Annotated in this window: 18 protein-coding genes; 9 read left to right on the top strand and 9 right to left on the bottom strand. The window is 56.1% G+C overall.

The features are described from left to right. Positions 1–13 precede the first annotated feature (13 nt). Positions 14–898, bottom strand: coding sequence for a class A beta-lactamase (gene bla, locus AC0J4F_RS01250; protein WP_473025179.1), 885 nt, complete (start codon positions 896–898; stop codon positions 14–16). Positions 899–1,052: 154 nt separating this feature from the next. Between bla and AC0J4F_RS01245 the strand changes: the two genes are divergently transcribed. Next, positions 1,053–1,925, top strand: coding sequence for a LysR substrate-binding domain-containing protein (locus tag AC0J4F_RS01245; RefSeq protein WP_473025178.1), 873 nt, complete (start codon positions 1,053–1,055; stop codon positions 1,923–1,925). A gap of 16 nt (positions 1,926–1,941) precedes the next feature. Here AC0J4F_RS01245 and AC0J4F_RS01240 read toward each other — a convergent pair whose 3' ends face one another. The 3 genes from AC0J4F_RS01240 to AC0J4F_RS01230 form a co-directional block, all read right to left on the bottom strand. Then, the gene (locus AC0J4F_RS01240; RefSeq protein WP_473025177.1) at positions 1,942–3,336 is read right to left on the bottom strand and encodes an aspartate aminotransferase family protein; all 1,395 of its coding nucleotides are present in this window, start codon (positions 3,334–3,336) and stop codon (positions 1,942–1,944) included. 26 nt (positions 3,337–3,362) lie between these two features. Then, positions 3,363–4,769 (bottom strand): glutamine synthetase family protein, encoded by a 1,407-nt coding sequence (locus AC0J4F_RS01235; protein WP_133948560.1) that lies wholly within the window; start codon positions 4,767–4,769, stop codon positions 3,363–3,365. 139 nt (positions 4,770–4,908) lie between these two features. Beyond that, complete coding sequence (locus AC0J4F_RS01230; RefSeq protein ID WP_209002316.1) at positions 4,909–5,619, bottom strand: GntR family transcriptional regulator; 711 nt, start codon at positions 5,617–5,619, stop codon at positions 4,909–4,911. 146 nt (positions 5,620–5,765) lie between these two features. Here AC0J4F_RS01230 and AC0J4F_RS01225 point away from each other — a divergent pair, with 146 nt between their 5' ends. From AC0J4F_RS01225 to AC0J4F_RS01205, 5 genes are all read left to right on the top strand, one after another. After that, on the top strand, positions 5,766–7,154 hold the full coding sequence (locus AC0J4F_RS01225; protein WP_133948556.1) for a glutamine synthetase family protein: 1,389 nt from the start codon (positions 5,766–5,768) through the stop codon (positions 7,152–7,154). Positions 7,155–7,340: 186 nt separating this feature from the next. Further along, entirely contained in the window at positions 7,341–8,420 is a 1,080-nt protein-coding gene (locus tag AC0J4F_RS01220) for a polyamine ABC transporter substrate-binding protein (RefSeq protein WP_133949650.1), read from the top strand. A gap of 77 nt (positions 8,421–8,497) precedes the next feature. Further along, a complete protein-coding gene (locus AC0J4F_RS01215) occupies positions 8,498–9,655 on the top strand; it encodes an ABC transporter ATP-binding protein (protein ID WP_473025176.1) in 1,158 nt (385 codons plus the stop codon). Between the two features lie 10 nt (positions 9,656–9,665). Next, entirely contained in the window at positions 9,666–10,589 is a 924-nt protein-coding gene (locus AC0J4F_RS01210; protein WP_133948552.1) for an ABC transporter permease subunit, read from the top strand. Further along, positions 10,586–11,410 carry an ABC transporter permease gene (locus AC0J4F_RS01205; RefSeq protein ID WP_133948550.1) on the top strand — a complete coding sequence of 275 codons (825 nt, stop codon included), beginning with the start codon at positions 10,586–10,588 and terminating at the stop codon, positions 11,408–11,410. The genes AC0J4F_RS01210 and AC0J4F_RS01205 overlap by 4 nt, the downstream gene beginning before the upstream one ends. 3 nt (positions 11,411–11,413) lie before the next feature. Here AC0J4F_RS01205 and AC0J4F_RS01200 read toward each other — a convergent pair whose 3' ends face one another. Next, positions 11,414–11,656 carry a DUF6460 domain-containing protein gene (locus AC0J4F_RS01200; RefSeq protein ID WP_040451504.1) on the bottom strand — a complete coding sequence of 81 codons (243 nt, stop codon included), beginning with the start codon at positions 11,654–11,656 and terminating at the stop codon, positions 11,414–11,416. A 251-nt stretch (positions 11,657–11,907) separates the two neighbouring features. On the opposite strand from AC0J4F_RS01200, the gene AC0J4F_RS01195 reads away from it, so the two are divergent. Together AC0J4F_RS01195 and AC0J4F_RS01190 are read left to right on the top strand one after the other, a co-directional pair. Further along, the gene (locus AC0J4F_RS01195) at positions 11,908–12,603 is read left to right on the top strand and encodes a CoA transferase subunit A (protein WP_473025175.1); all 696 of its coding nucleotides are present in this window, start codon (positions 11,908–11,910) and stop codon (positions 12,601–12,603) included. A gap of 21 nt (positions 12,604–12,624) precedes the next feature. Then, positions 12,625–13,251, top strand: a complete 627-nt coding sequence (locus tag AC0J4F_RS01190; RefSeq protein WP_133948546.1) for a CoA transferase subunit B — start codon at positions 12,625–12,627, stop codon at positions 13,249–13,251. A 149-nt stretch (positions 13,252–13,400) separates the two neighbouring features. Here the strand turns inward: AC0J4F_RS01190 and ftsH are convergent, their stop codons facing one another. Both ftsH and AC0J4F_RS01180 read right to left on the bottom strand, forming a co-directional pair. After that, a complete protein-coding gene (gene ftsH, locus AC0J4F_RS01185) occupies positions 13,401–15,227 on the bottom strand; it encodes an ATP-dependent zinc metalloprotease FtsH (protein WP_473025174.1) in 1,827 nt (608 codons plus the stop codon). 140 nt (positions 15,228–15,367) lie between these two features. After that, complete coding sequence (locus tag AC0J4F_RS01180) at positions 15,368–16,990, bottom strand: thiamine pyrophosphate-binding protein (RefSeq protein WP_473025173.1); 1,623 nt, start codon at positions 16,988–16,990, stop codon at positions 15,368–15,370. Positions 16,991–17,326: 336 nt separating this feature from the next. Between AC0J4F_RS01180 and AC0J4F_RS01175 the strand changes: the two genes are divergently transcribed. Continuing rightward, positions 17,327–18,358: a Fe(3+) ABC transporter substrate-binding protein gene (locus AC0J4F_RS01175; protein WP_473025172.1), complete on the top strand. Its 1,032-nt coding sequence runs from the start codon at positions 17,327–17,329 to the stop codon at positions 18,356–18,358. A 158-nt stretch (positions 18,359–18,516) separates the two neighbouring features. Here AC0J4F_RS01175 and AC0J4F_RS01170 read toward each other — a convergent pair whose 3' ends face one another. Beyond that, positions 18,517–20,166, bottom strand: a complete 1,650-nt coding sequence (locus AC0J4F_RS01170) for an ABC transporter permease (protein ID WP_473025171.1) — start codon at positions 20,164–20,166, stop codon at positions 18,517–18,519. A 241-nt stretch (positions 20,167–20,407) separates the two neighbouring features. After that, positions 20,408–24,652, bottom strand: coding sequence for a PAS domain-containing sensor histidine kinase (locus tag AC0J4F_RS01165; RefSeq protein WP_473025170.1), 4,245 nt, complete (start codon positions 24,650–24,652; stop codon positions 20,408–20,410). Positions 24,653–24,838: the final 186 nt, after the last annotated feature.

Raw genomic sequence — 24,838 nt, 5'->3', positions numbered from 1 at the left:
CCGGTCTTTTTATTCATTCAAAGCTCGCCTTAAAGGCTGCGCCGATCTCGGCTATGGCCTTGTTCCGGGCTTGGAACTCTGCCTCATTTTCGGTGACATAAACGGCAAGAGCGACGGGCGTGTGGTTGGGCGGCCAGATGATCGCAATGTTGCCGCGGGAACCATAGGCTCCGGCACCTGTCTTGTCCCCGATGCGCCAGTCATGCGGCAGGCCTGCACGGAGCGTAGCATCTCCGACCTTGTTCGCCTCTAACCATTCCATCAGGTGTTTGCGGGACGATGCACTCAACTCATCCGAAAACAGAACCTTGTAGAGAGACTGCGCTGCTGCCACTGGTGTGGTGGTATCGCGTGGGTCTCCCGGAGTTCCTTCGTTCAAGCTCGGCTCATAGCGGTCCAGGCGGGTGACGTCATCGCCTATGGAGCGCATGTAGGTCGTCACCCCGATCGGACCGCCAAGTTCCTCCAGAATGATATTCGCAGATGTGTTGTCGCTGATCGTGATGGTCGCCTCGCAGTGATCGGCGAGAGTCATATCCGCTGTGTTGATATGTTTTTCGGTGACCGGTGAATAAGAGACGATCATATCGCTGGTGATTATGGTGGGTTGATCGAGACTGCTCTGCTTCTTGTCGACCCGGTTCAGCAGTGCCGCGCAGGCGAAGGCCTTCATGGTGCTATTCATTGGGAACCGATCGTCGCCATTGTAGTTCCAGTTCAGCTCGCTGGCCGGATCGAAGACGGCAACGCCAATACGGGTGTTCAAACGGCTTTCAATCGCCTTGGCAGCTTTGGCAAGAGGCGCCGGATCGAACTCTGGTCCACCGGAATACGCTGATCCTTGAAAAGCCAGAAACAAAGCAGCTGCGCCCAACGTGAGCGCTTTGGGAAACGTCATGAGAAGTGTCCATTCGTTTTCAATGATGGGGCTCCAGCCGCGGTCCTGAAGCAATGCCGATCGGTAGAGAAGACTATGATCGCAGCTCAAGGGATCGACAAATGATGGTTTCTCTGGTTAGGCATGAGAAAAACTTAGCCTTGGATAAGCCTTCATGAATATTTCGCAATTGCCGTTGAACGCTCTTCGGGCGTTTGAAGCGTCTGCTCGCCTTGGAAGTTTCACAAAGGCGGGCATGGAACTGCGGGTATCCCAGACTGCTGTCAGCCATCAGGTAAAGTCGCTTGAGGCAATTCTGGGTGTGTCGCTGTTTGACAGATTGCCACGGGGCGTCGTGTTGACAGATGAAGGCCAGACACTTCTACCAGTTCTAAGCGATGCCTTTGGCCGAATGAGTGCAACGCTTAGCCGCTTTGAACATGGCAATTTTCAAGAGGTGCTCACGATCGGCGTGGTATCTACTTTCGCTTATGGCTGGCTGATTGATCGGCTCTTTGATTTTTCGCAGGCTTTTCCCGATGTCGATGTGAGGCTGAAGACCAACAACAACCGGGCCGATTTTCTTGAAGATGGCCTCGACTACTTTATCCGGTTTGGAGATGGGGCCTGGCACAGCACCAATGCGGTTCAGTTGATGAATGCGCCTTTGTCTCCGGTTTGCGCACCTTCAATGGCGGAAGCCCTAAAGTCACCCGCTGACCTAAAGGCTGCTCCGCTCTTGCGGTCGTACAGGTTAGATGAATGGAGCCGGTGGTTTGAGGCGGTAAAGGTCGAACCGCCGAGTATTAGAGGTTGGATGTTTGATTCATCGGTGACAATGGCTGCCGCTGCTGCGAAAGGCGCAGGTGTTGCGCTTGTACCCGTGACGATGTTTCGGGAGGAGTTGGAGACGGGCCGGCTAAACCAGCCATTCCCGCAAACAGTATCGCTTGGCCGCTACTGGTTGACCTGGTTGAAATCCCGCAATGAAACGCTGGCGATGCGTCAGTTTAGGGATTGGATCGAAGAGCAGGCTTCAGCTACCTGAAGCCTGCCCGATGGTGTCACCCCATCCACCCGTCGCGCTTCAATATGCGGTAGGTATCGTTCAGCGTTTTTTCGGCTGTTGCGACAAGATGATCCGCCTCTTCGTGGGACAGCACCAAAGGCGGTGAAATGATCATGCTGTCACGAACGGCGCGCATCACCATCCCATGCTCAAACGAAACATCGCGGCACAACGTGCCGGGCACGCCGACATCTGAGAACTTCTTGGTCGGGTTCTTTTTGTCCGGCACCAATTCCAGAGCGCCGACCAAACCGGTCATGCGCGCTTCGCCAACAAGTTCATGCTCGCCGAGTTTCAGCCAACGTTCCTTTAGGTGCGGACCAATATCGGTCTTCACCCGGTCCACCAGTCCTTCGCGTTCAATGATTTCCAAATTTGCGAGCGCAGCTGCAGCGCAGACCGGATGTCCGGAATAGGTATAGCCGTGGTTGAAGTCATCACCGGCCAGCATCAAGCCTTCGACGACGCGGTCAGAAACCAGAACACCACCCATCGGCAAATAGCCGGAGGTGAGCCCTTTGGCGATCGGCATCAGATCTGGCTTTACGCCGTAGTAGGAGGATCCGAACCATTCTCCCAAACGGCCGAAGCCGCAAATGACCTCATCCGACACAAACAGTATGTCGCGTTCCTCAAGGATGCGCTTGATCTCAGGCCAGTAGGTTTCCGGCGGGATGATAACGCCGCCCGCACCCTGAATGGGTTCTGCAATGAAGGCCGCGACCCTGTCCTCGCCAATCTGATCTATGGCTTCCTCAAGTTTGCGGGCCACATGAACGCCGAAGTCTTCGGGGCTCATGTCCTGTCCTTCGCCAAACCAGTAGGGCTGGTCGATGTGATGGACACCTGAAACGGGCAGATCCCCTTGTGCGTGCATGGCTTTCATACCGCCAAGGCTGGTGCCAGCGAGGGTCGAACCGTGATAGCCGTTCCATCGGCCGATGATCACCTTTTTGTCCGGCTTGCCCATCTTGTCCCAATAGGTGCGCACCATGCGGAACACAGTGTCGTTCGCTTCCGAGCCGGACGAGCAATAGAACACGGTGTTGATGTGATCGGGAGCAAGCTTGGCGAGTTTTTCCGACAAAGCGATTGCAGGTGGGTGGGTCGTCTTGAAGAAAGTGTTGTAATAAGCCAACTCGTTCATTTGTTTGGTGACGGCCTCGGTGATTTCCGAGCGGCCGTGTCCGACCTGCACGCACCAAAGCCCGGCCATGCCATCGAGGATCTTGTTGCCGTTGGAATCCGTCAACCAGACACCATCTGCGCTGGTGATCACCCGGCTGCCTTCGGCGTTCAGAGACTTCATGTCCGAAAACGGGTGCCAATGGTGTGCGGCGTCCAGTTCCTGAAGCGCCTTGGTCGGATAGATGTTGGAATGGGCAGTCATAGAAGGATGCTCCGGAAGAAGGCCAATCACACGTTCAGCAGAAGGTATTCCCGCTCCCACGGGCTGATTACCGACATGAAGGTTTCGAATTCTTCGTATTTGATGGCGCGGTAAGTGGCGACGAACTTCTCTCCGAAAACCTCGATCATGTCTTCCGAGTTTTCGAACAAGGTAAGGGCTTCCGGCAATCCGCGCGGCAGGGATTTGGTGAGCTCGGTGCAATCATCCATGCGCGGGGCATCGGGTTTCAGACCCTTGACGATCCCGAGATAGCCGCAGGCCAGAGACGCAGCGATTGCAAGGTAGGGGTTTGCGTCGGAGCCGGGGATACGATTTTCCAGGCGCCGCGCATCCGGACTTGAATACGGCACGCGCAGCCCGACCGTCCGATTGTCATAGCCCCAGTACACGTTGACCGGCGAGGTCGAGGTCTTTGAGAATCGGCGGTAGGAATTCACGAAGGGTGCCATGATTGGGGTGACTTGCGGCAGATACACCTGATGCCCGGCAATGAAGGACAGGAACGCCTCCGTTTCCATGCCGTTCTCGCCGGCAAAGATGTTCTGACCGGTTTCCTTGTCGATCACCGATTGGTGGATGTGCATCGCCGACCCGGGTTGGTTCGACATCGGTTTGGACATGAAGGTCGCATACATCTCATGCCGCAGCGCGGCTTCGCGGATGGTGCGTTTAAACAGGAAGACCTGATCTGCGAGCTCCAGAGGATTGCCGTGACGCAGATTGATTTCCATCTGCGCAGCGCCTTCCTCATGGATCATCGTGTCGATTTCCAGTCCCTGCTGTTCGGACAGGTCATAGATGTCGTCGATCAAGTCGTCGAATTCGTTGAGGGCCGAAATCGAATAGGATTGACGGCCGACCTCCGGACGGCCGGAGCGGCCTGTTGGCGGTTCCAGCGGATAGTCGGGATCGGTGTTGGGACGGACCAAATAGAACTCGATCTCGGGGGCAACAACCGGCTGCCAGCCTTTGTCTTCATAAAGTTTCAGAATGCGCTTCAGGACATTTCGCGGCGCCGTCTCCACGGGCGCACCTTCCCGCGTGTAGGCATCGTGAATGAGCTGTGCCGTCGGATCGCTTTCCCAAGGGACTGTTGTCAGAGTCGAATAATCGGCCCGGAAATAGAGGTCGCCGTCAGTCGGGTTGTGCTGGAAGCGCTCGTCGTCCTCCGGATAGTCGCCGGAGATCGTCTGCGCAAAGATCGAGGCAGGCATGGTCATGACAGGGCCGGAAAAGAATTTTTCCGTGGGCATCATCTTGCCTCGGGCAACGCCCGCCAGGTCCGGAACGATACACTCGATATCCTGAATGTTCCGATGGTTGAGCCAATCCCGCGCGGCATCAACGTTTGAAACACCGCGGAGACTTTCATCCTTGTGCGGGGTCGAATTGGCAGGTGGGGTATCAGTCACGCGAGGCTCCAGAAATTCTTGTCTGTGATCGGCGGAACCGAACAGCTGTAAAAATCACGAATTGGCCGCTGTTCAATGTCTATCTAAATGCCGTCAGGACTATTTTGTGATCACAAAATGACACAAGGTTGAGCCGGGATCAACTGGGCTCTTCGCCTTGGAGAATTTCCCGGCCAAGGAGGCCCATGCCATCAGCGATGTCTGCCGTGATCGCTTCTCTCAATGCTGAGGCGTCTTGCATCTCGATCGCATGAATGGCGGCCTTGTGCTGGTCGATCAAATTCACCGTGCCAACCCGCCCGTAGACGGTGCGCATGAAGGGGGCGAACTGGAGCCAGAGACTATCGATCAGCGGCAACAAAACACGGGAGCCGGACGCTCGGTAGATATGGAAGTGAAAGGCGTGGTTCAGCCGCATATAGGCTTCCGCATCGCCAGAACTCAGCCGCACGTCAATGTCGTCATCAATGCGCCTCAGTTCTGCAATGTCGTCGGAATTGAGGTAGGGCATGGCGCGGATGGCCAGTTCCGGCTCGAGCATGAGACGGGCCATCAACACCTCGTCAAACCGTTCTGGCGTCATGTCCGGAACCTGGATGCGCCCATTGGGTTTGACTTCAAGAGCGTTTTCAGCAGCCAGCCGTTGAAGCACCTCGCGCACCGGCATCGGGCTGACCCCGAGCTCTGCTGCAAGACCCCGCAGCGTTACCGCCTTTCCTGGAATAAATCGTCCGGTCAGCAGGCCAGATCGCACAGCGATATCCACTTGATCGCGGGTTGCGCTGCGCGCTGAAGCGGTCGTTTGGGTCTTCTCAGGACCTGCATTGAGTGCGGAGCGCCGGACCGGCAATAGTGATATCCTTCTATGTCGGATTTGCGAATTCATCGCGATTGTCTTGACAGTCTATCTAGAAAGTGATCACATTTTTTTCGATATCGCAATCATAAGCTGGTGGTCCAAAGAACCAACAAGGCCAGCAGAAACACAGGACGTAAATGAACGAGCTTCCTCACCAGATTCTGGAACATCCGGCGGAACCCGGTTGGAAGTCGGCTTTTGAAGCCTTTTTGGAAGAACACCCAGACTTGGATACACTCGAAGTTGTTCTTCCGGATACGAACGGGGTTCTACGCGGTAAATGGCTGCCCGGAAAAGCGCTGGCGAAAGTCTTCGAAGGCGGTGTCGCGTTTCCTTATTCCCTGTTCGGGCTGGACGTGTGGGGCCGGGAAGTCGAAGCGACCGGTATGCACCTGGAAACTGGCGACAAGGATGGTGTTTGCTGGCCGATCCCGGAATCTCTAAAGCTCGTTCCGTGGGCGGATCGGAAGACTGCTCAGGTGCTGTTGTCGATGTACGACCGCGATGGTGAACCTTTCCTCGCTGATCCGCGGCATGTTCTTGAAAACACCGTGGCGCAGATGAAGGAAGAGTTCGGCGTCACAGCCACATGTGCCTTTGAGCTGGAGTTTTATCTTTTCGAGGAAAGTGACGGGGATTGGACCGAGCAGCCAAAGCCCCTGTTCTCGACCCATCTCGGTCCGGCGCGGCAAAACATGTATGCGCTGTCTGATCTGGAAGCGTTGCTGCCTGTTGTTGATGACCTGCGAAAGGCATGCGAGGCGCAAGGCATTCCGGCAGACGCTGCTGTGTCGGAGGCCGCACCTGGACAGTTTGAATTGAACTTGCATCATCGAAACAACCCGCTTTTGGCTGCCGATGATGTCGTGCTTCTTCGCCGCCTTGTCGCCGGCGTTGCTCGAAAACATGAACTTAAAGCGTCCTTCATGGCCAAGCCGTTTGTGGAATGGCCCGGCAATGGCATGCATGTTCACGTCTCTATGGAAGATGACAACGGCAACTTGTTTGCAGATCCAGAACATGGCCGCGAGAGGCTCGGATATGCGATCAATGGCTTGTTGAAGACGATGCCGGAAGCTCTGTTGCTCTTCATTTCAACATTCAACGGGTTCCGGCGCATGCAACCGGGATCCTACGCCCCGGCATCAATCTGCTGGGGGTTTGACAACCGTTCTGTGGCTCTAAGGGTTCCCGCTTCTTCTCCAGAGGCCGCACGCGTGGAGCACCGGATTGCAGGCGCGGATGCCAATCCATATCTGGTTCTCACCGGGATCCTTGCAGGCATGATGGAGGGGCTGCGTCTGAAGAAAGATCCACCAGCGGCAGTAACGGGCAATGCGTATGAAAAGCGCAAAAAACGCCTGACGCCTTGGATGGACGAAGCCATTGATGCGTTTGAGGCTTCCAAATTGATGAAGAAGGCGGTCGGTCCTGAAATGCACAAAGTGCTGACGGAAATCAAACGGGAAGAATTGAACGAGTTCGGCCGTGAAATTTCCTCACTCGAACGACAGACATATCTGTAGGCAAACCGGAAAACGAACATAAGCTAAGCAGGCTTGCCCAAAATCGACTCTGGACAAAAATACCGTGCGTGGCAAAGTTCGCGTCAAACCACTGGGAACCGCAAACGGTTACCGCCGTTTGTAAAAAGATGACGGTCAACGTCCTCCGAAACAAAACAGGGGAACATGAATATGAAACTCAAGACTATGCTTCTCGCCCTAACTTCGCTCAGTGTGCTGGGTGGGGCGGCACTGGCACAAGACCGCACGGTCAATGTCTACAACTGGTCAGACTATATTGATGAGTCGATTCTGGAAGACTTCACCAAGGAAACCGGCATCAACGTTGTCTATGATGTGTTTGACTCCAACGAAGTGCTTGAGACCAAGCTTCTGGCTGGAGGTACCGGGTATGATGTTGTGGTCCCGACCGGCACGTTCCTGTCGCGCCAAATCCAGGCAGGTGTCTTCGACAAACTCGACAAATCCAAGCTGAGCAATATCGGAAATATGTGGTCCGATATCGAAGCGCGGGTTTCCAAATACGACCCGGACAACGCCTATTCCATCAACTACATGTGGGGCACAACCGGCCTTGGATACAATGTCGAGAAGGTAAAGGCTGCACTTGGCGAAGACGCACCGGTTGACAGCTGGGACCTGTTGTTCAAGCCGGAAAATGCCGCAAAACTCCAAGAATGCGGTATCCATGTTCTTGATGCGCCGACCGAATTGTTCCCGGCTGCGCTGAACTATCTTGGACTGGACCCGGACAGCAAGGACACCGGCGAAATTGAAAAAGCGACCGAGCTTTTGAAATCGGTACGGCCCTATGTCCAGAAGTTCCATTCCTCGGAGTACATCAACGCGCTTGCAAATGGTGACATCTGCCTGGCCGTCGGTTGGTCTGGCGACGTTCTGCAGGCCCGTGACCGCGCAGCAGAGGCCGACAATGGCGTAACCGTGGAATACGCCATTCCGAAGGAAGGCGCACTGATGTGGTTCGACCAGATGGCGATCCCGGCAGACGCAAAAAACAAAGAGGAAGCGCATGAATTCCTGAACTACATCATGCGCCCGGATGTGATGGCGAAGGCCTCGAACTACGTCTACTACGCAAACGGCAACAAGGCCTCTCAAGAAATGCTGAATGACGATGTCATCGGCGATCCGGCGATTTATCCGCCGGCAGAAGCTGTCGAAAACCTCTACACCGTGACGTCGTACCCGCCGAAGGTAAACCGCGTTGTGACACGGTCCTGGACCTCTGTGAAAAGCGGACAGTAACCCAAGACAACCACCGGACGGCATTTGCTGTCCGGTGGACTTTTTGTGTCTTAGTTATTCGTGGGGTGGGGGCTACCTTGGCTAAAAAGACGATCGGACCAGTGCGCCGCGAATTTGTTCCCTGGGAAGATCCAGAACAAAAGCCGTTTATCGAATTTCGCAATGTTACCAAGAAGTTTGGTGACTTTATCGCGGTCAACAATCTCTCACTCAAGATCTACAAGCGGGAGTTTTTTGCGCTCCTTGGCGGGTCCGGCTGCGGCAAAACCACGTTGATGCGCATGCTCGCCGGGTTCGAGACGCCCACCTCCGGTGAGATCTTTCTGGATGGCCAGGATTTGTCCGGCATTCCGCCGTTCCGGCGGCCATCCAATATGATGTTCCAGTCCTATGCGCTTTTCCCGCATATGAGCGTTGAGAAGAACATTGCGTTCGGCCTGGAGCAGGACAATCTACCGAAATCGGAAATTGATGATCGGGTCGCCGAGATGCTGCGGCTGACCAAGCTTGAGCAATTCGCCAAGCGCAAGCCTCACCAGTTGTCCGGCGGTCAGCGGCAACGTGTTGCTCTGGCTCGGTCTCTCGCAAAACGCCCTAAGGTCTTGCTGCTCGATGAACCATTGGGCGCGCTGGATCGCAAGCTGCGCGAAGAAACGCAGTTTGAGCTCATGGCGCTGCAGGAAGATTTGAAAATGACCTTCTTGATCGTAACGCACGATCAGGAAGAAGCAATGACGGTCGCCGACCGGATCGCTGTCATGGATCGCGGTGAACTTGTTCAGGTGGCAACACCCTCAGAGATTTATGAAGCGCCGAACTCCAAGTTTGTTGCCGACTTTATCGGCGATGTGAACTTGATCGAGGCGAAGGTTCTGGAGAAGGCCGATAACGGGACGCGTATGCAGGCGGTTGTTGGTGACTTTGCCATTGATACGGAGCAGACAACGGCCGCTTCTGTCGGAGATACAGTCTGGTACGCCATTCGACCGGAAAAGGTTCGGATTGCGCAGGGGCAGCCAGAAGGTTCGGTGACCAATCAGATTGGTGGGATCGTTTGGGACATCGCCTATCTTGGCGACGTTTCCATCTTCCATGCGAAGGTTGGTGAAGACGATCACGACATTTTACGTGCCACCAAGGCCAACATTTCGCGCATGGTCGAAAACCCGATTACATGGGATGAAAATGTTGTCCTGACATTTGACCGGGATGCCGGTGTAATCCTGACTGGATGAGGAGGGCGGCATGAGCAAAGCGGCATCTAAATCCAAACGGGGTCTCGGCGGCTGGGGGTTAATTGCAGTTCCTTATTTCTGGCTGCTGATTTTCTTCCTCGCCCCGTTTCTGATCGTCTTCAAGATTTCCCTGTCACAAGTCGCGGTTGCGATCCCGCCTTATTTTCCAACGTTCGATTTGGCCGAAGGCTGGCAGGCTTTTTGGGAAGGACTTAGCGAGCTCTCCCTGGAGAACTATGTCTGGCTGACGGAAGATGCCCTTTACTGGAAGTCTTACGTCTCCTCGGTCTACATTGCCGCGGTTTCCACACTCATAACCCTTCTGATCGGCTACCCGATTGCTTACGGTATGGCGCGGAGCCCGGAAGCTTGGCGGCCGACCCTTTTGATGCTGGTGATCCTGCCGTTTTGGACTAGCTTTCTCATTCGCGTCTATGCCTGGATCGGCATTCTCAAAAACGAAGGTCTTCTCAATCAGTTCCTGATGATGCTGGGCCTGATTGACGAGCCGCTGGTGATCTTGAACACCAATGCCGCAGTCTATATCGGCATCGTATACTCCTACCTGCCGTTCCTGGTGCTGCCGCTTTACGCCAGCCTTGAAAAGCTGGATGGCAGTTTGTTGGAAGCCGCAGAAGACCTTGGCTGCCCGCCATGGAAAGCCTTCTGGAAGATCACTGTTCCCTTGTCGCTTCCAGGTGTTATCGCGGGCTGTTTTCTTGTGTTCATTCCAGCGGTTGGTGAGTTCGTGATCCCGGACCTTCTCGGCGGATCGGAAACCCTAATGATCGGCAAGACGCTGTGGGTGGAGTTCTTTAACAACCGCGATTGGCCGGTATCTTCTGCAGTCGCAGTGATCCTCTTGCTGATCCTCGTGATCCCGATCGTTCTTTTCCAGAACCAGCAGCAGAAAATGGCGGAGAAGAACCAATGACGCGCGGCCCTTCCTGGTTCAATGTGACGTCGATCGTCCTCGGCTTTTCGTTTCTATACCTGCCGATCGTGTTGCTGGTCATCTATTCGTTCAACGAAAGCCGGCTGGTGACGGTCTGGGGCGGATTTTCCACCAAGTGGTATGTGGAACTCCTCCAGAACGATCAGTTGCTGGATGCTGCGTGGGTGACGCTGCGTGTTGCTTTTGTTTCGGCATCTGTCGCGACGGTGCTCGGCACGATGGCCGCATTGGTCTTGGTGCGTTCAGGGCGGTTTATGGGGCGCTCAATGTTTTCGGGCATGATCTTCGCCCCGCTTGTAATGCCGGAGGTGATCCTCGGGTTGTCGCTGTTGCTTCTGTTTGTGGCGATGGATCAGGCGCGCGGGTTTTGGACAGTGATCATAGCGCACACCACGTTTGCCATGTGCTACGTGGCCGTGGTCGTGCAATCGCGGTTGGTTGGGTTCGACAAATCCGTTGAAGAAGCAGCTGAAGATCTCGGGTGCCCGCCGGTCAAAACGTTCTTCCTGATCACGCTGCCGATCATCCTGCCCGGTGTCATTGCAGGCTGGATGCTGGCATTCACCCTGTCCCTGGATGATCTCGTCATTGCGAGCTTCACCACCGGGCCTGGTGCAACCACCTTGCCGATGAAAATCTATTCCCAGGTCCGCCTTGGTGTTACGCCGGAAATCAATGCGGTTTGTACGATCCTGGTCGTGCTTGTCTCGATCGGTGTGATTGCAGCGTCCATTGCCACCAAGCGGCAGCAGGTGCAAAGGGAACGCGATGAACGGGCTGCCTTCGGCGCGGACGGCTGAGGTTTATGCGCGCGGCGGGCGGAACAGGTAAATCACCAGCCAAACCGGCACCACGATAAACGCGCCGAGGATCATGTTTGGGATCGCCCAGTCCCGGAACTCCAGCATGTAAATCCACAATTGGATCGGGCTGAGGCCGATGGAGCCGAGCACATCTTCAGCCGTGATGTTGATGAACGACAATCCGGCGCCGACCAGCAGCGAAATCACCGCAATCTTAAAAAGGGTCGACAGGAATTGATACAAGGCGCCAGCGTCTTTCGTCGATAATCTTCGTTTGACCGTTAAGGAATTACATACCATATCCGGATCGGCACAAAACCATATCCATGGGTCAAGATGCTGTTCGCATACGACAATCCGCAAATAGGGTAAACCTTGGGATCTGAATGAGGGTTCATGTTTTTCGCTGCGATGCATCATTGCCCCTTGACCGAAGGAAAACTTGCAGCGAATGTGCCGCCGACGTGCGTTACGACACCAAACGGGAGTGAAAAATGAACAAAGTCTACCCGGACGCAAAGGCTGCCCTTGAGGGCCTGACCTTTGACGGAATGACTGTGATGGCCGGTGGCTTCGGCCTTTGCGGGATTCCGGAGAACCTTATTGTGGCTCTGCGGGAATCCGGCGCCCAAAACATCACCGCGATCTCCAACAATGCCGGCGTGGATGATTTCGGTCTGGGCTTGCTGCTGCAAACCCGCCAGATCAAGAAAATGGTGTCGTCCTATGTGGGCGAGAACGCAACCTTCGAAAAGCAGTACCTCAACGGCGAGCTGGAGCTCGAGTTCAACCCGCAAGGGACACTTGCCGAGCGCATCCGCGCTGGCGGTGCCGGCATCCCGGGTTTCTACACCAAGACCGGAGTGGGCACGCTGATTGCCGACGGCAAGGAGCACAAGGACTTCGACGGCGAGACCTACATCATGGAGACCGGTCTTGTGTCCGACGTGTCCCTGGTCAAAGCCTGGAAAGCCGACAAGGAAGGCAACCTGATCTACCGGAAGACCGCGCGGAACTTCAATCCGATGATGGCGACCGCCGGCAAGACAACTGTCGTGGAAGTGGAGGAGCTGGTTGAAGTCGGTGAACTCGACGCGGACAACATCCACACCGCCGGTATCTTTGTCGACCGCATCATTGTCGGCAGCCATGAGAAGCGCATCGAAAAGCGCACCACACGCGAAGCCTGATCGAGTTGAGGAGATAAAAACATGGCCTGGACACGTGACGATATGGCCGCGCGCGCGGCAAAAGAACTTCACGACGGCTTTTACGTCAATCTCGGTATTGGCATTCCGACGCTGGTTTCCAACTACATTCCGGATGGCATGCATGTCACTCTGCAGTCGGAAAACGGCATGCTCGGCATGGGCCCGTTCCCGACCGATGACGAGGTTGATGCCGACCTGATCAACGCCGGTAAGCAGACAATCACTGAATTGCCGCAGACGAGCTATTTCTCTTCTGCCGACAGCTTTGGCATGATCCGCGGCGGTCACATCGACTTGTCGATCCTCGGCGCGATGGAAGTCTCCCAGAACGGCGATCTCGCCAACTGGATGATCCCGGGCAAGATGGTCAAGGGCATGGGCGGTGCAATGGATCTGGTGGCTGGCGTCAAGCGCGTCGTCGTCATCATGGACCACACTTCCAAGGCAGGCGATCCGAAGCTTCTGAAAGAATGCACCTTGCCGCTGACCGGCGTGCGCTGCGTCGACCGGGTTATCACCGGCCTCGGTGTCTTCGACATCACACCGCACGGCCTGACGGTCGTCGAACTGGCGCCGGATGTTTCCCTGGACGAAGTCAAATCCAAGACCGAAGCGAACGTTGTCTGATAGTCAGAGATCGATTGTCCTCACTCTGCTGTCCCGGCCTCCGAGCCGGGACCTCAGGTATTGACGAGGCCCCGGATCAAGTCCGGCGCGGCAGATGTGAAAGTCAAAGATCTGGAAAACGCCCGCAGTTTGCGGGCGTTTTTGTTTGTTCACTCCGCCGCTGCGGCGGCGTTGCGCTCGGCGATGGGGCGGATCGCCGGGAAGTCCTGATCGGTCAGGGTTTCCTTGGTCAATAGCAACTCCGCACCGGCATCTAGCTCGGACCGGTGATCGTTCAGGATGGCTTTTGCTCTTGCGAAGGCCGCCTCCACCCGGGCGCGGATTGCCAAATCAATCTCCCGCTGGGTTTCTTCTGAAACATCCGCCCTGTCCGGCACCGGCTGGCCAAGAAAATTCTGCTGCGGGCTTGCGTAAACCCGGTTCCCGAGTCCGCCTTCCATGCCGTAGCGCATCACCATATCGCGGGCCACTTCGGTGACTTTTTGAAGGTCGTCCGACGCCCCGGTCGATATCTCGTTGAAGATGATTTCTTCTGCCGCACGCCCGCCCATCAAAACAGCCATCCGGTTTTCCAGGTCCTGCGTTGACAGTAGGAACCGGTCTTCGGTCGGTCGCTGCATGGTGTAGCCGAGCGCGCCGATGCCTCGCGGGATGATCGAGATCTTGTGCACCGGATCGCAGCCTTCAAGATTGGCGGCAACGAGCGCATGGCCCATCTCATGGAAGGCGACTGTCTTGCGTTCTTTTTCGGACAGAACCCGGCTGCGTTTTTCAAGCCCTGCAATCACGCGTTCGATGGCCTCGTTGAAGTCTTTCAGGGTAACGGCATCTGCATTTCGGCGGGTGGCAAGAAGGGCGGCTTCATTGATCAAGGTCGCAAGATCGGCACCAGAGAAGCCGACTGTCAGCTGGGCGACCTGATCAAGGTCCGTGTCCGGCGCGAGTTGGATCTTCTTGACATGGACATCGAGGATGGCCCGCCGCCCGCTTTTGTCGGGGCGGTCCACCAGCACCTGCCGGTCGAACCGGCCGGCACGCAAGAGTGCCTGATCCAGGATCTCCGGCCGGTTGGTCGCGGCGAGCAGAATAATGCCGCTTGAGGGATCAAACCCGTCCAATTCGGTAAGAAGCTGATTGAGGGTCTGTTCCTTTTCATCATTGGTGCCCATGGCACCGCTTGACCGGGCACGCCCCAGCGCATCGAGTTCGTCGATGAAAATGATGGCCGGGGCCGCCTTGCGCGCTTGTTCAAACAGATCCCGGACACGGGCCGCGCCAACACCAACGAACATCTCGACAAACTCGGAGCCCGAGATCGAGAAGAACGGAACACCCGCTTCACCGGCCACTGCACGGGCAAGCAACGTCTTACCGGTACCCGGAGGACCCACCAGGAGAGTGCCCTTTGGCACATGCGCGCCAAGCCGGCCGTAGGACTTCGGATCTTTCAGGAAATCGACGATCTCCTTCAGTTCCCGCTTGGCCTCATCAACCCCGGCGACATTTTCAAAGCTGACCTCAACGTCGGTCTCCACATAGACTTTCGCCTTGGACTTGCCGACGGTCATCATTCCGCCAATGCCCTGCTTTTCGGCGAACTTCCGGATGAAGAACATCCAAAGGCCGAAGAGCAGCAAAACCGGCAACACCCAGGAGAGAATGTCCCGGATGAGCGTGCTCTCGATCACGCCGGTGAACTTTACATCGTATTTCGTGAGTTCTTCAGCGAGCGGAAGTTCCACGCGGGTCGTCACAAAATACTGTTTGCCATCCTTCAATGGCTCCTTGAATTTGCCTTGAATGGTGTTTTCCTTGACGGAAATCTCCTCAATTTTCTTGTCCTTGAGGTACTGTTCGAACTGGCTATAGGGGATCTCTTCAATGGTCTTATAGGCCGTCCACCAGCTCTGAAAGGTCAGCACCAGCATCATTGCGATGAAGGCGTACCAAAGATTGATCTGGTGCTTCTTCTCCATGGGAAGGGAGTCCTCTAACCGTTGAATTTGACGATGCCCATTGGTGGGTTTCGGCACAAAGGTGTCAAGCCGGTTGGCGGTCCCTTTCCCCGCCAACCGGTATGATGCCCTGGTTTCGTTTGCCAGAAGCGGATGTGCAATCAGATACGCATACGGGGCACATCGTGCGGATCAAGCCGCAACTCAATGAGGATTGGCCCCTTGCGGTTTTTCAATGCATTGAGCGCGGTTTGCAGCTCGTCATCCGACCGGACTTCAACACCCGTTCCGCCTAGCGAAGTTGCGATCTCGGCGAAGGACGGCCACTGGAATGTCGTGAGGCTCGGGTCCATTTGACGATCGAGGAACTGGATGTGTTCAGCGCCATAGGCAGAGTCGTTTGCCACGATGATGATAAGGTCCAGCCCGAGGCGCACGGCCGTGTTGAACTCGTTGATGCCGCCCATCATGAAGCCGCCATCGCCAGTAAAAAGCATAACTGGCCGGTCGGGAGCAGCAACACCTGCACCAATGGCTTCCTGAAGGCCGAGGCCAATGGAACCGAAATTGGCCGTATTCACGAAGCTCTTTGGATCCGGGGCGGAGATGCGGCACCAGACTTCTGTCATGAATCGCCCGCCATCGGTCACAAGTATGCGGTCCTTTGGTAGCGCGGCTTCAAACCGCTCCAGGGCGCCGACATAATTGACGAATCCGTCTGCCGTTGTTTTCTTGTCCACCGGATGTGCGGTCAGCGAAGCGGTGTCGAGTTCGCGGGTGAAGCCACTTGCCGGGATTTCGGCCTCGTTGAGCCAATAAAGGATCGTTTCTGCGGTCAAACCAGCATCTGCAAGAAGCGCAGCGTCCGGGTGAAGCGCGCCGCCGATGGCCGTCGGTTCGACATCCACTTGCACAATCCGCTTGTCTTTCATCAGCTTGCCGCGATCCGTCGTGAAGTCGTGGAGTCCGGTTCCGAAACAGACAATGCAGTCCGTTTGTGCAATCAGATCGTAGGCGGCTGGCGTTGAGAGGGTACCAAAGATATCGATGTTGTATGGATGGTCCTTGAAGAGGCCCTTCGCTTTCAGGGTCGTTGCAAGCGGGGCTTCCAGCCGGTCAGCAAGTTTGATCAATTGGTCCCGTGCATCAATGGCCCCACCGCCGGCGAGGATCATTGGACGGCGTGCCGATGCGATCATACCAATGGCTTCATCCAGAATGCCGCCTTCGGCAACACCGCCCGGAGCGGTGAAGACGTTCAGGATATGCTTTTCATAAGCAGCTTCCTGCCACATGAAATCTGCCGGCATGTTCAAGATGATCGGACGGCGTTCCACCTGAGCGCGGTAGAAGGCCCGCGCGACATCCATGGCGACCGTCTCTGGCGTGCGCAGCTGCTCAAAACCTGCGCCCGTTGCCTTGATTAGTTCGCGTTGGTCAATGCCTTGCAAGTGCCGCGGGTTCTCAGCAGGCGTGTCCCCGGCAAACAAAACGATTGGTAAGTGGCCGCGGACACCTTCCGTGATCGCAGTAAGACAATTCGTAAGCGCGGGGCCGTGCGTTACCGTTGCAACACCAACGGATCCGCTCACATGGGTGTAGGCGAGTGCCATGAGAACCGAACTGCCTTCGTGAGCAGCTGGAACGAAGCGGCCACTGCAATCCCGCACAAAGCTGTCGACCATGAATAGATTGGCATCGCCCATCAGGCCGAACATGGTCTCAACTCCATGATCCTTGATCGCTCTGGCAATGGATTGATAGACGTGCAGCTTTGTCGTCACCGGTCGTACTCCTCATGAAATATTAGCTTACACATAAACGATTTGTTCTGCGGGAACCGTGCATTTGAGGACACTGATCGGGGTAATGTGCAGTCTTCGTGCATATTAGGGCGTAGGGCGCGGGAAACATGCGCTAGGCGCCTTTCCAGTCATTTGCTTCTGCTGGCAACCTGGAAACGAGGGAGAGAGGACCCGGTAGATCCTTCAAACCTGGTTTCAATGCGGAACTCAAAAACTGGAATGTTAGGTTCCGATTTTACTTGACCCAGCCTCAGATTTCTATACTTGAGAGCGCAGGTCATGTTTTGTCCTAACGAAATAACAGGGAGTGCCCAAATGCCTTCATTCCGTTCAACAGTATCCCGCGCCGGTCTGGCTGCTGCGTTGTTGATCGCATCATCCCCGCTTGCCTTGGCGACCGGTGAGCTGAACCTCTATTCTTCGCGCCATTACGACACAGACGAACGTCTGTACTCTGATTTCGAAGAACAGAGCGGCATCAAGATCAACCGCATCGAAGGTAAAGCGGATGAACTGTTGACCCGCATGGAAGCCGAGGGCCAAAACAGCCCGGCCGACATTCTGCTGACCGTCGACACGTCACGCCTAGAGCGTGCGAAGGGCATGGGCCTTCTTCAGTCCGTCGAGTCTCCTGTTCTGGAACAGCGCCTGCCGGGTTATGTGCGGGACGATGACAATCAGTGGTTCGGCTTCTCTCAGCGCGCGCGCATCATCTTCTACGACAAGGAGAAAGTTGCTGAGCCGCCGCGGACCTATCAGGATCTGGCAGATCCGAAATACAAAGGCATGATCTGCATCCGCTCATCGTCCAACGTTTACACGCAGACCATCACGGCCGCTCTGATTGAGCACCTGGGTGAAGAAGCCGTGAAAGACTGGGCAACAGCAGTTGTGGGCAACTTTGCCCGTGATCCTCAAGGCGGCGACACCGATCAGCTGCGCGGTATTGTGTCCGGTGAGTGCGCGATCGCCATGTCCAACACCTATTACTTCGGCCGTGCGCTTCGCAAGCCGGTCAAGGGTCTGTCTGACGATGTTGCGAAAATCGGCTGGGTCTTCCCGAACCAGGACACGATCGGTGCGCACATGAACTTGTCCGGTGGCGGTGTTGCCAAGCACGCCCCGAACAAGGAAAACGCCATCAAGTTCCTCGAGTATCTGGCATCTGATCAGGCACAGCAGTACTTCTCTGCCGGTAACGACGAGTATCCGGCTGTCCCGGGCGTCGGCATCAGCCCGTCTGTTGCTCAGCTTGGTTTCTTCAAGCCGGATGATGTGGATGCATCTGCAATCGCGGAAAACGTACCGGCTGCTCAGAAGCTTCTCAACGAAGCTGGCTGGAAATAACAGGTTCATCTGCGCAAGGCAGATGAGTTGAGCAAAGCCCCTTCGCGCAGCCGCGCGGAGGGGCTTTCTGTTGGATTTGACGGAGAATAAGGATGACCTTCGCGGTTCGCGATTGTAGTGATCGAGACACGCGTTCGGGCAGGGAATGGGGAGCGAGGTCAGACCGCAGTGGGCCGACTTGATTGGCGGCCCGGGCGCCGGGCCAGTGCTTTACAAAGCAGAATGACGGGGAGCAATCCGACAGCAACGATTACCAGCGACGGTACCGCGGCACCTGACAGGCGCTCATCGGATGCCAGTCTGTAGGCCTGAACGGCAAGCGTGTCGAAGTTGAAGGGGCGCATGATGAGTGTCGCAGGCAGCTCCTTCATAACGTCCACAAAAACGATCAGCATTGCTGTGAAGACAGTTGGACGCAGAATTGGGAAGTGGACGCTCCATAGCATGGTCATCGGAGACCGCCCGAGCGTCCGGGCAACGGCATCGGTCGTCGGGTGTATCGTTGACAGTCCGGCTTCGACCGTGTTGAGGGCCGCAGCCATGAACCGCACCATATAGGCCATGACGAGCACCGTGATCGTGCCGGTGAACAAAAGCCCGGTCGATATGCCGAACCAGTTGCGCATCAAACCGTCGATGCCATTGTCCAAGGCGGCAAACGGAACAAGCAGGCCGACAGCAATGACGCCGCCGGGAACCGCATAGCCAATCCGGCTGACATGCGCGGCTGACAGCGAGAGCCGGCCGGGATTAAGGCGGAGGTTGAACGCCACCAGCATGGCCGCAAGAACTGTCACAACAGAGGCAACTCCGGCCAAAATGATCGAGTTTGTTATGAAACCGATGTATCTGCTGGAAAACAGGTCCTGCTCGGAGGCGAAGCTCATTTCGAACAGGAGCACCAATGGCAATATGAAACCGAAAAACACCGGCGCACCGCAAGCGGCCATTGCTCCAACTTTTGCCCAGCCACTCAGCTGCGTTGGTGGCACGCGTTCGATCCGTTTGCCGGCGTTATGGTGTTTCGAAGCGCCGCGCTGCATTCGTTCCAGGATTGCGATGAACAAGGCGAATGTCAGCAGACACAGCGCCAATTGCGCTGCGCCTCCGCGGTCTGCAAGGGAAAACCAACTCGTATAGATGCCAGTCGCAAACGTCTGAATTCCGAAGTAGCTGACGGTTCCGAAGTCGGCGATGGTCTCCATAACCGCCAAAAGCACGCCGCCGGCGATTGCCGGACGGGCCATCGGCAGGGAAACAGTCCAGAAGGCGCCCCACGGGCCGCGGCCGAGGGACCGGGCGGCAAGCGTTGCCGTTGCGGATTCCTGTAAGAAGGCCGTGCGGGCCAAGAGATAGACATAAGGATAGAGCACCAAGGTCAGCATCAGCGCCGCCCCTTCTACGCTCCTAATTTCCGGAAACCAGTAGTCCCGGGGTCCCCATCCGGTGACATCGCGCAAAAAGGTCTGGACCGCGCCTGGATGATCCAGAAAGTCGGTATAGGCATAGCCCATGACATAGGCCGGAAAGGCGAAGGGAAGGGCCAGTGAGATCTCAAAGAAGCGAACCCCTGGAAATCGTGTCATCGTCACGAGCCAGGCCGTGCCCGTCCCGATGATTGCGGTAAAGATGGCCACGAGCACCATGAGGGCCAGTGTGGTCAGCGTGTACCGAAGCAGCACGGTGTCGATCAGGTGAGACAGGGTATCGAAGGAGCCAAGCGCTGCTGCAATTGCGACCGCAACCATCGGCAACAAGCACATTGCTCCGATGACGACTGTGCAGATGATCAGCGTTCGGCTGCCCATAGCAGACCGTGTTCTGAACCACTTCGTCGCCGACAAACTGAAGCTGATTGTGGAACTGGACAGGATCTAACCTCAGCCGGAAAGCTATTTCGTTACGTGAACCTGGCCAACCCTTTCGAGATTGCCGGTTCACGCAGCATTGGTTTCTAGGAGCCGAAGCCTCTCACGATGCCAATAACTGTGGTGTTAACTGGCAAATAAGAGCCAAAAGGTCAAGTTATGCTTAAACCCCATGGGCGTGTCATTCTGACAGCACCCGTTCGGTCGGAAATGTGATCTCGACCAGCGTCCCCTGATCCGGCGTGGAATCAATATGGAACTGAGCCCGGTTGGCTTCCGCCAATGCCTTGGTCAATGGCAAGCCCAAGCCGGTACCGCCGCCACGGCGGGCCGTATGGACCTGGCGGAACGGTTCCAACGCAGCGGCGAGTTGCTTTGGGTTCATCCCCGAACCGGTGTCACGGACACGGATGGAGACTTCGCCATTTGGTTCCAGTGTGGTCGACAAAATCACTTGTCCACCGGACTTGTTGTACTTGATCCCGTTGGAAAGCAGGTTCAACACGATCTGACGCAAGGAACGCGGATCGGCCACAATATTCGGCACCGCATCCGGCAGGCTAGCCCGAATGATGACCCGTTCCCGGTTTGCTTGCGGTTGCATGAGCGCGACGCACTCATTGATGATGTCGTTGGCGGAAACGGCTGAGAATTTAAGATCCTGTTTGCCGGCCTCGATCTTGGAAAGATCTAGAAGATCATTGATCAGGCTCATGATATGTGAGCCCGAAGTCCGAATGTCCTTCAGGTAATCCTTGTACCGGTCGTTGCCGATCGGACCAAACCGTTCTTCCATCATGACTTCGGAGAAGCCAATAATGGCGTTGAGTGGCGTCCGGATTTCGTGGCTGATCTTGGCCAGGAAATCAGATTTCTGGGAGCTGGCGTTTTCGGCCTGACGCTTGGCTTGTGTCAGTTCTTCTTCGGCGGTTTTCCATTGGGTGATGTCGCGCAGAACCACGCAGAATTTTGTGTCGTCCTTGTCGCCGATCCGGCCCATTGTCATGAACAGCGGGATCAGACCTCCGGTTGGTACTTTGCCCAAGACTTCCCGGCCATCATTCAAAATGCTGGCAACGCCGTTGCGCGCCAGACCGTCGAGATAATCTTCGGCGGAACGGTGGCTCTCCGGTGCCAGGAACTCAATGAACGGAGAACCAATCATCTCGCCGCGGCTCGCGCTAAATAGGGCTTCCGCGGATCCGTTGACCTTCAAGATTGTACCATGCTCATTCAGCACAAGAACGCCGTCGGTGGCCGTTTCGAGGATGGTTTCCATCTCGGAGATTTGCGTCCGGGCACCGTCCAGTTCGCTGCGGACTTCTTTGAAGAAATTGGGCGCTGTTCCTTCTGAAGCCGCCGGTGCAGGCTTGTTGGTCCGTTCGGTGATCGAAATCATGAGCCCGCGGCTTCCGTTCCAAGGTACGGAGTGCATGTGGGCATCTACCGAGCGTACGCCGCCATCCGCGAGCCTGACTTTCATGGTCTCGTCGACCTCGCCTTCCATGCCGTCGGCATCGGGGAGGTCTTCAGCTTCGTCAATGAAAAGCGCTTCCAGGCCGCCTGCTTCACTCAATTCACGGATCGATCGGTATCCCAAGATGCTCAGGAGTGCCTTATTTGCATAAAGGACGTCCCGGTCATGTGCGATGGCGATACCGATTGGCAGCCGGTCCAAAAGGCTCGGATCAATTGGTCCAGCTTCGGGCACCTCTGGCGGCAGGTCGGGCAGATCATCTTCGCGATTACCAGCTTCATCCGCATCCGGTTCATCCCAGCCTTCCAAATCGCCTTCCAGCCGGGCACCAAGTGCTTCGGCGATCTTCCGGAACGCCTGACGTTCCGGACGGGAGAGGCCGGACGTATCGACCGGGACAACACGCGGGTTGACCGTTGCAAGCGGGATCACGTTGTCGGAAGAAGGCTCTGGCTTCAGAATATCGGCGGTATCGGTTGCCTGTAGATCTTCCTCAAACTCGGCCGCGAGTTCTTCGGCTTCAAAGGCGGCAGTTTCTTCAAAAAACTCACGCTCTTCGTTTTCTTCCAGATCAGTGCTCAAGAGGCCAGCATCGAAGGTCGCCTCGTCTGTTTCATCGACTTCGGCAACAGCCTCAACATCTGCCACATCATCGACAGCCTCTTCGAGGTTGTTGCCGTCGGCGGCGACCGTTTTTTCAGCCGTATCTTTCTCATCTTCTGGGTTTGTCGCCGAGATTTCCGTTTCAGCCTCGGCAAAGAGATCTTGTTCCGCTGCGGGTTTGCGTTCTTTCTTGAATGACTTTTGAAGCGAGCGGACAGCCGTTTCGATCTCTGAGGCGTCGAGCGGGGCTGGCCCTGAAATACCTGAAGGTTCTGGCGCATCGTTAGATGCTTTGGCGCTCGTTGCGTCCAAAGCGGTCTCTACTACTTCATTCTGCGGCAGATCTGCGATCTCTGGTTCCTGCGCGTCCGCACTGTTTGGTTCGATCTCTTCTGACAGGCTAGTCGCACCGGCCTCGTCAGCTACTTTCTCTATGTCGCTGTCGATTTCCGGCGTTTCCAGGTCGAGATCATTGCCGGTCACGCCCTGTCGAAGCGCTGCGTCCATTTTCATGGCAGCTTCAAGAGGCGAGTTCTGCTCCTCTGCAGTATCGTCAATGGTCGTTTGTTCGTCCGGCAATGGCTCTTCCGATGAACTCGCAGACTGGCCGACTGCTTCTTCTGCCTTTTCCGGTGTGTTTGGTTCAGGGGAGCTTTTCGGTGTGGGGTCCGAGAAACGTGACAGAGAGCCAACCAACGCTGCCGCGCTCGCACCAATTGCCATCTTTCCGGCCAAGGCGTCCGGTTGTTTGGGCTTCAGGTCTTCTGCAGCGGGGACCGGTGAGGCTTCGGTTTTTAGGCTCTCGGCTTCTTCGACCGGACGCCCTTCATTGACATCGTGATGATCATCAAGCGGCTCAGTCTCATTTGATGCGTGAGTGTCTTCAGCTTCTTCGTCAGCCTCTGAGTGTCCGCCTTCCAACTGCTCATCAAACGCTGCCATTGCAGGGCTGAGCGCGGCGATCCTTGCGCCGGGTTTGGCATCAGCCGCTCGGCAAACACCGAACCCGCGGTAGCCTTCGAAAGTCCGGTTCCGATCAAAAGCCGGAAGCGCTGCCATATCAACGGGGACGCGCAGGGCAGCGTCTGTGACTGGCCAGTCTACTGTTTTGCCGCTCCATGTGTCACGGCGGTCAAGCGCTCTTGCGATGCTTCCACGTGGGTCGAGATCAAACCGGTTGGCAACCTCGGCCCAGGTCAGTCCGACAATATCCGAGCTGGCTGGTCCGACCACGTTGGCAAATTCATCAGAGAGGAACGTAAAACGCTGGTTGATGTCCATCTTCCAAGCAAAACGGACAGGACGCCGGCCAGGCTGGAACACAAAGTCAGATTCTTCTTCCGCGGCTGGGACGCTCTCTGGATCATTGGCACTGACGTCGAGATCTTCGGAAGCCTCCAACGCCTGCGGGCTGTCTATCAGGGCAGTTTCATTTGCATTATCTGCAGGTTCTTGTTCCTGGTCGTCCCCATCTGCGGGGGGCTGGACAGCCTCGGCTTTGTCAGCAGAGACCTCTGTGGCTAACTCAAGGCTATCTCGTGGTTCCGCAGTTACCTCTTCGGGATCTGCCACGGCCACGGAAGGCAGCGCTTCTGCAGCTTCCTCGAGTACATCGGCGCGAGTCCACACAGATCCTGCTGGGTCAGCCGGGACATCAACTTCATCTGAAGGCATGTTGAAGGGCGCTGCATCAACTTCTGGCTCTTCAACCTCCGGCGCCTCGATCGGCTCATTGTCCAACGCGATCAGTTTCTGGTCCTTGGAGAGTTGAAAAACCGCGCCATCGTGCAGTGAGCCATCAAGTTCAATCGGACCGAACACCGCGCGATGTCCGTCCAGCGGGGTCATATCCTCTGGGGTGCCGGTCAAAGATCCATAGTTCGCGGAGACAATGCCTCTGTCCGTGACGAAGACAGTTACGTCGGTATTGCTCACAAGCTGAGCGAAGGTCTCGACCGGGTCTTTCGTCGTCGAGAAGCCTTTGTCAGCGCAGATGATGAGGGCTGCAGCCGATCCGTCCTCAAGAACAACCTTTTTACACTGACAGGTGAGGAGCATCACGCGCAGGCCACGATAGAAGCGCAGCCGGTCGATGCTGAACCGATCTTCAAATCCGGAGGCTGCAATACGCGCAATATGCGGGCGGGCCGGGGAGCGCTCGAGCGAATTCAGGTTCGCCAATGCAGAAACGGAGTCTGCTGAGAAGAATGCTGCACCAGCGGCATTCGCCCACAAGACGCGCCCTCCGTCAGCGGACCATAACCAGGCAGCGCGCCGATCCGCCACAAGCTCGACCAGGTCGGTCATGCCTGTCAGGTCAAGAAAGGTACGGGTCTGATGGTCCATGCTCTGCTCCAAAGGATCAAGTGGCACCGGGCGCACGACGCAATAACCCAGCATTTTTCAGCAGCGTTAACACTCTGTTAATACCGGGAAACAGCGTCACCGTCCACGATAAGCATGGTTGCTAAAGGGGTTACATGAAGGCGTGGTTAATCGGCGCCTGCGAATTTGCGGCACTGCCATATGCGT

The sequence above is a fragment of the Roseibium sp. R5 genome, from assembly GCF_055755305.1.
Note: the sequence above shows the minus strand (reverse complement) of the source record. Positions and strands in the feature narration are given on the sequence as shown.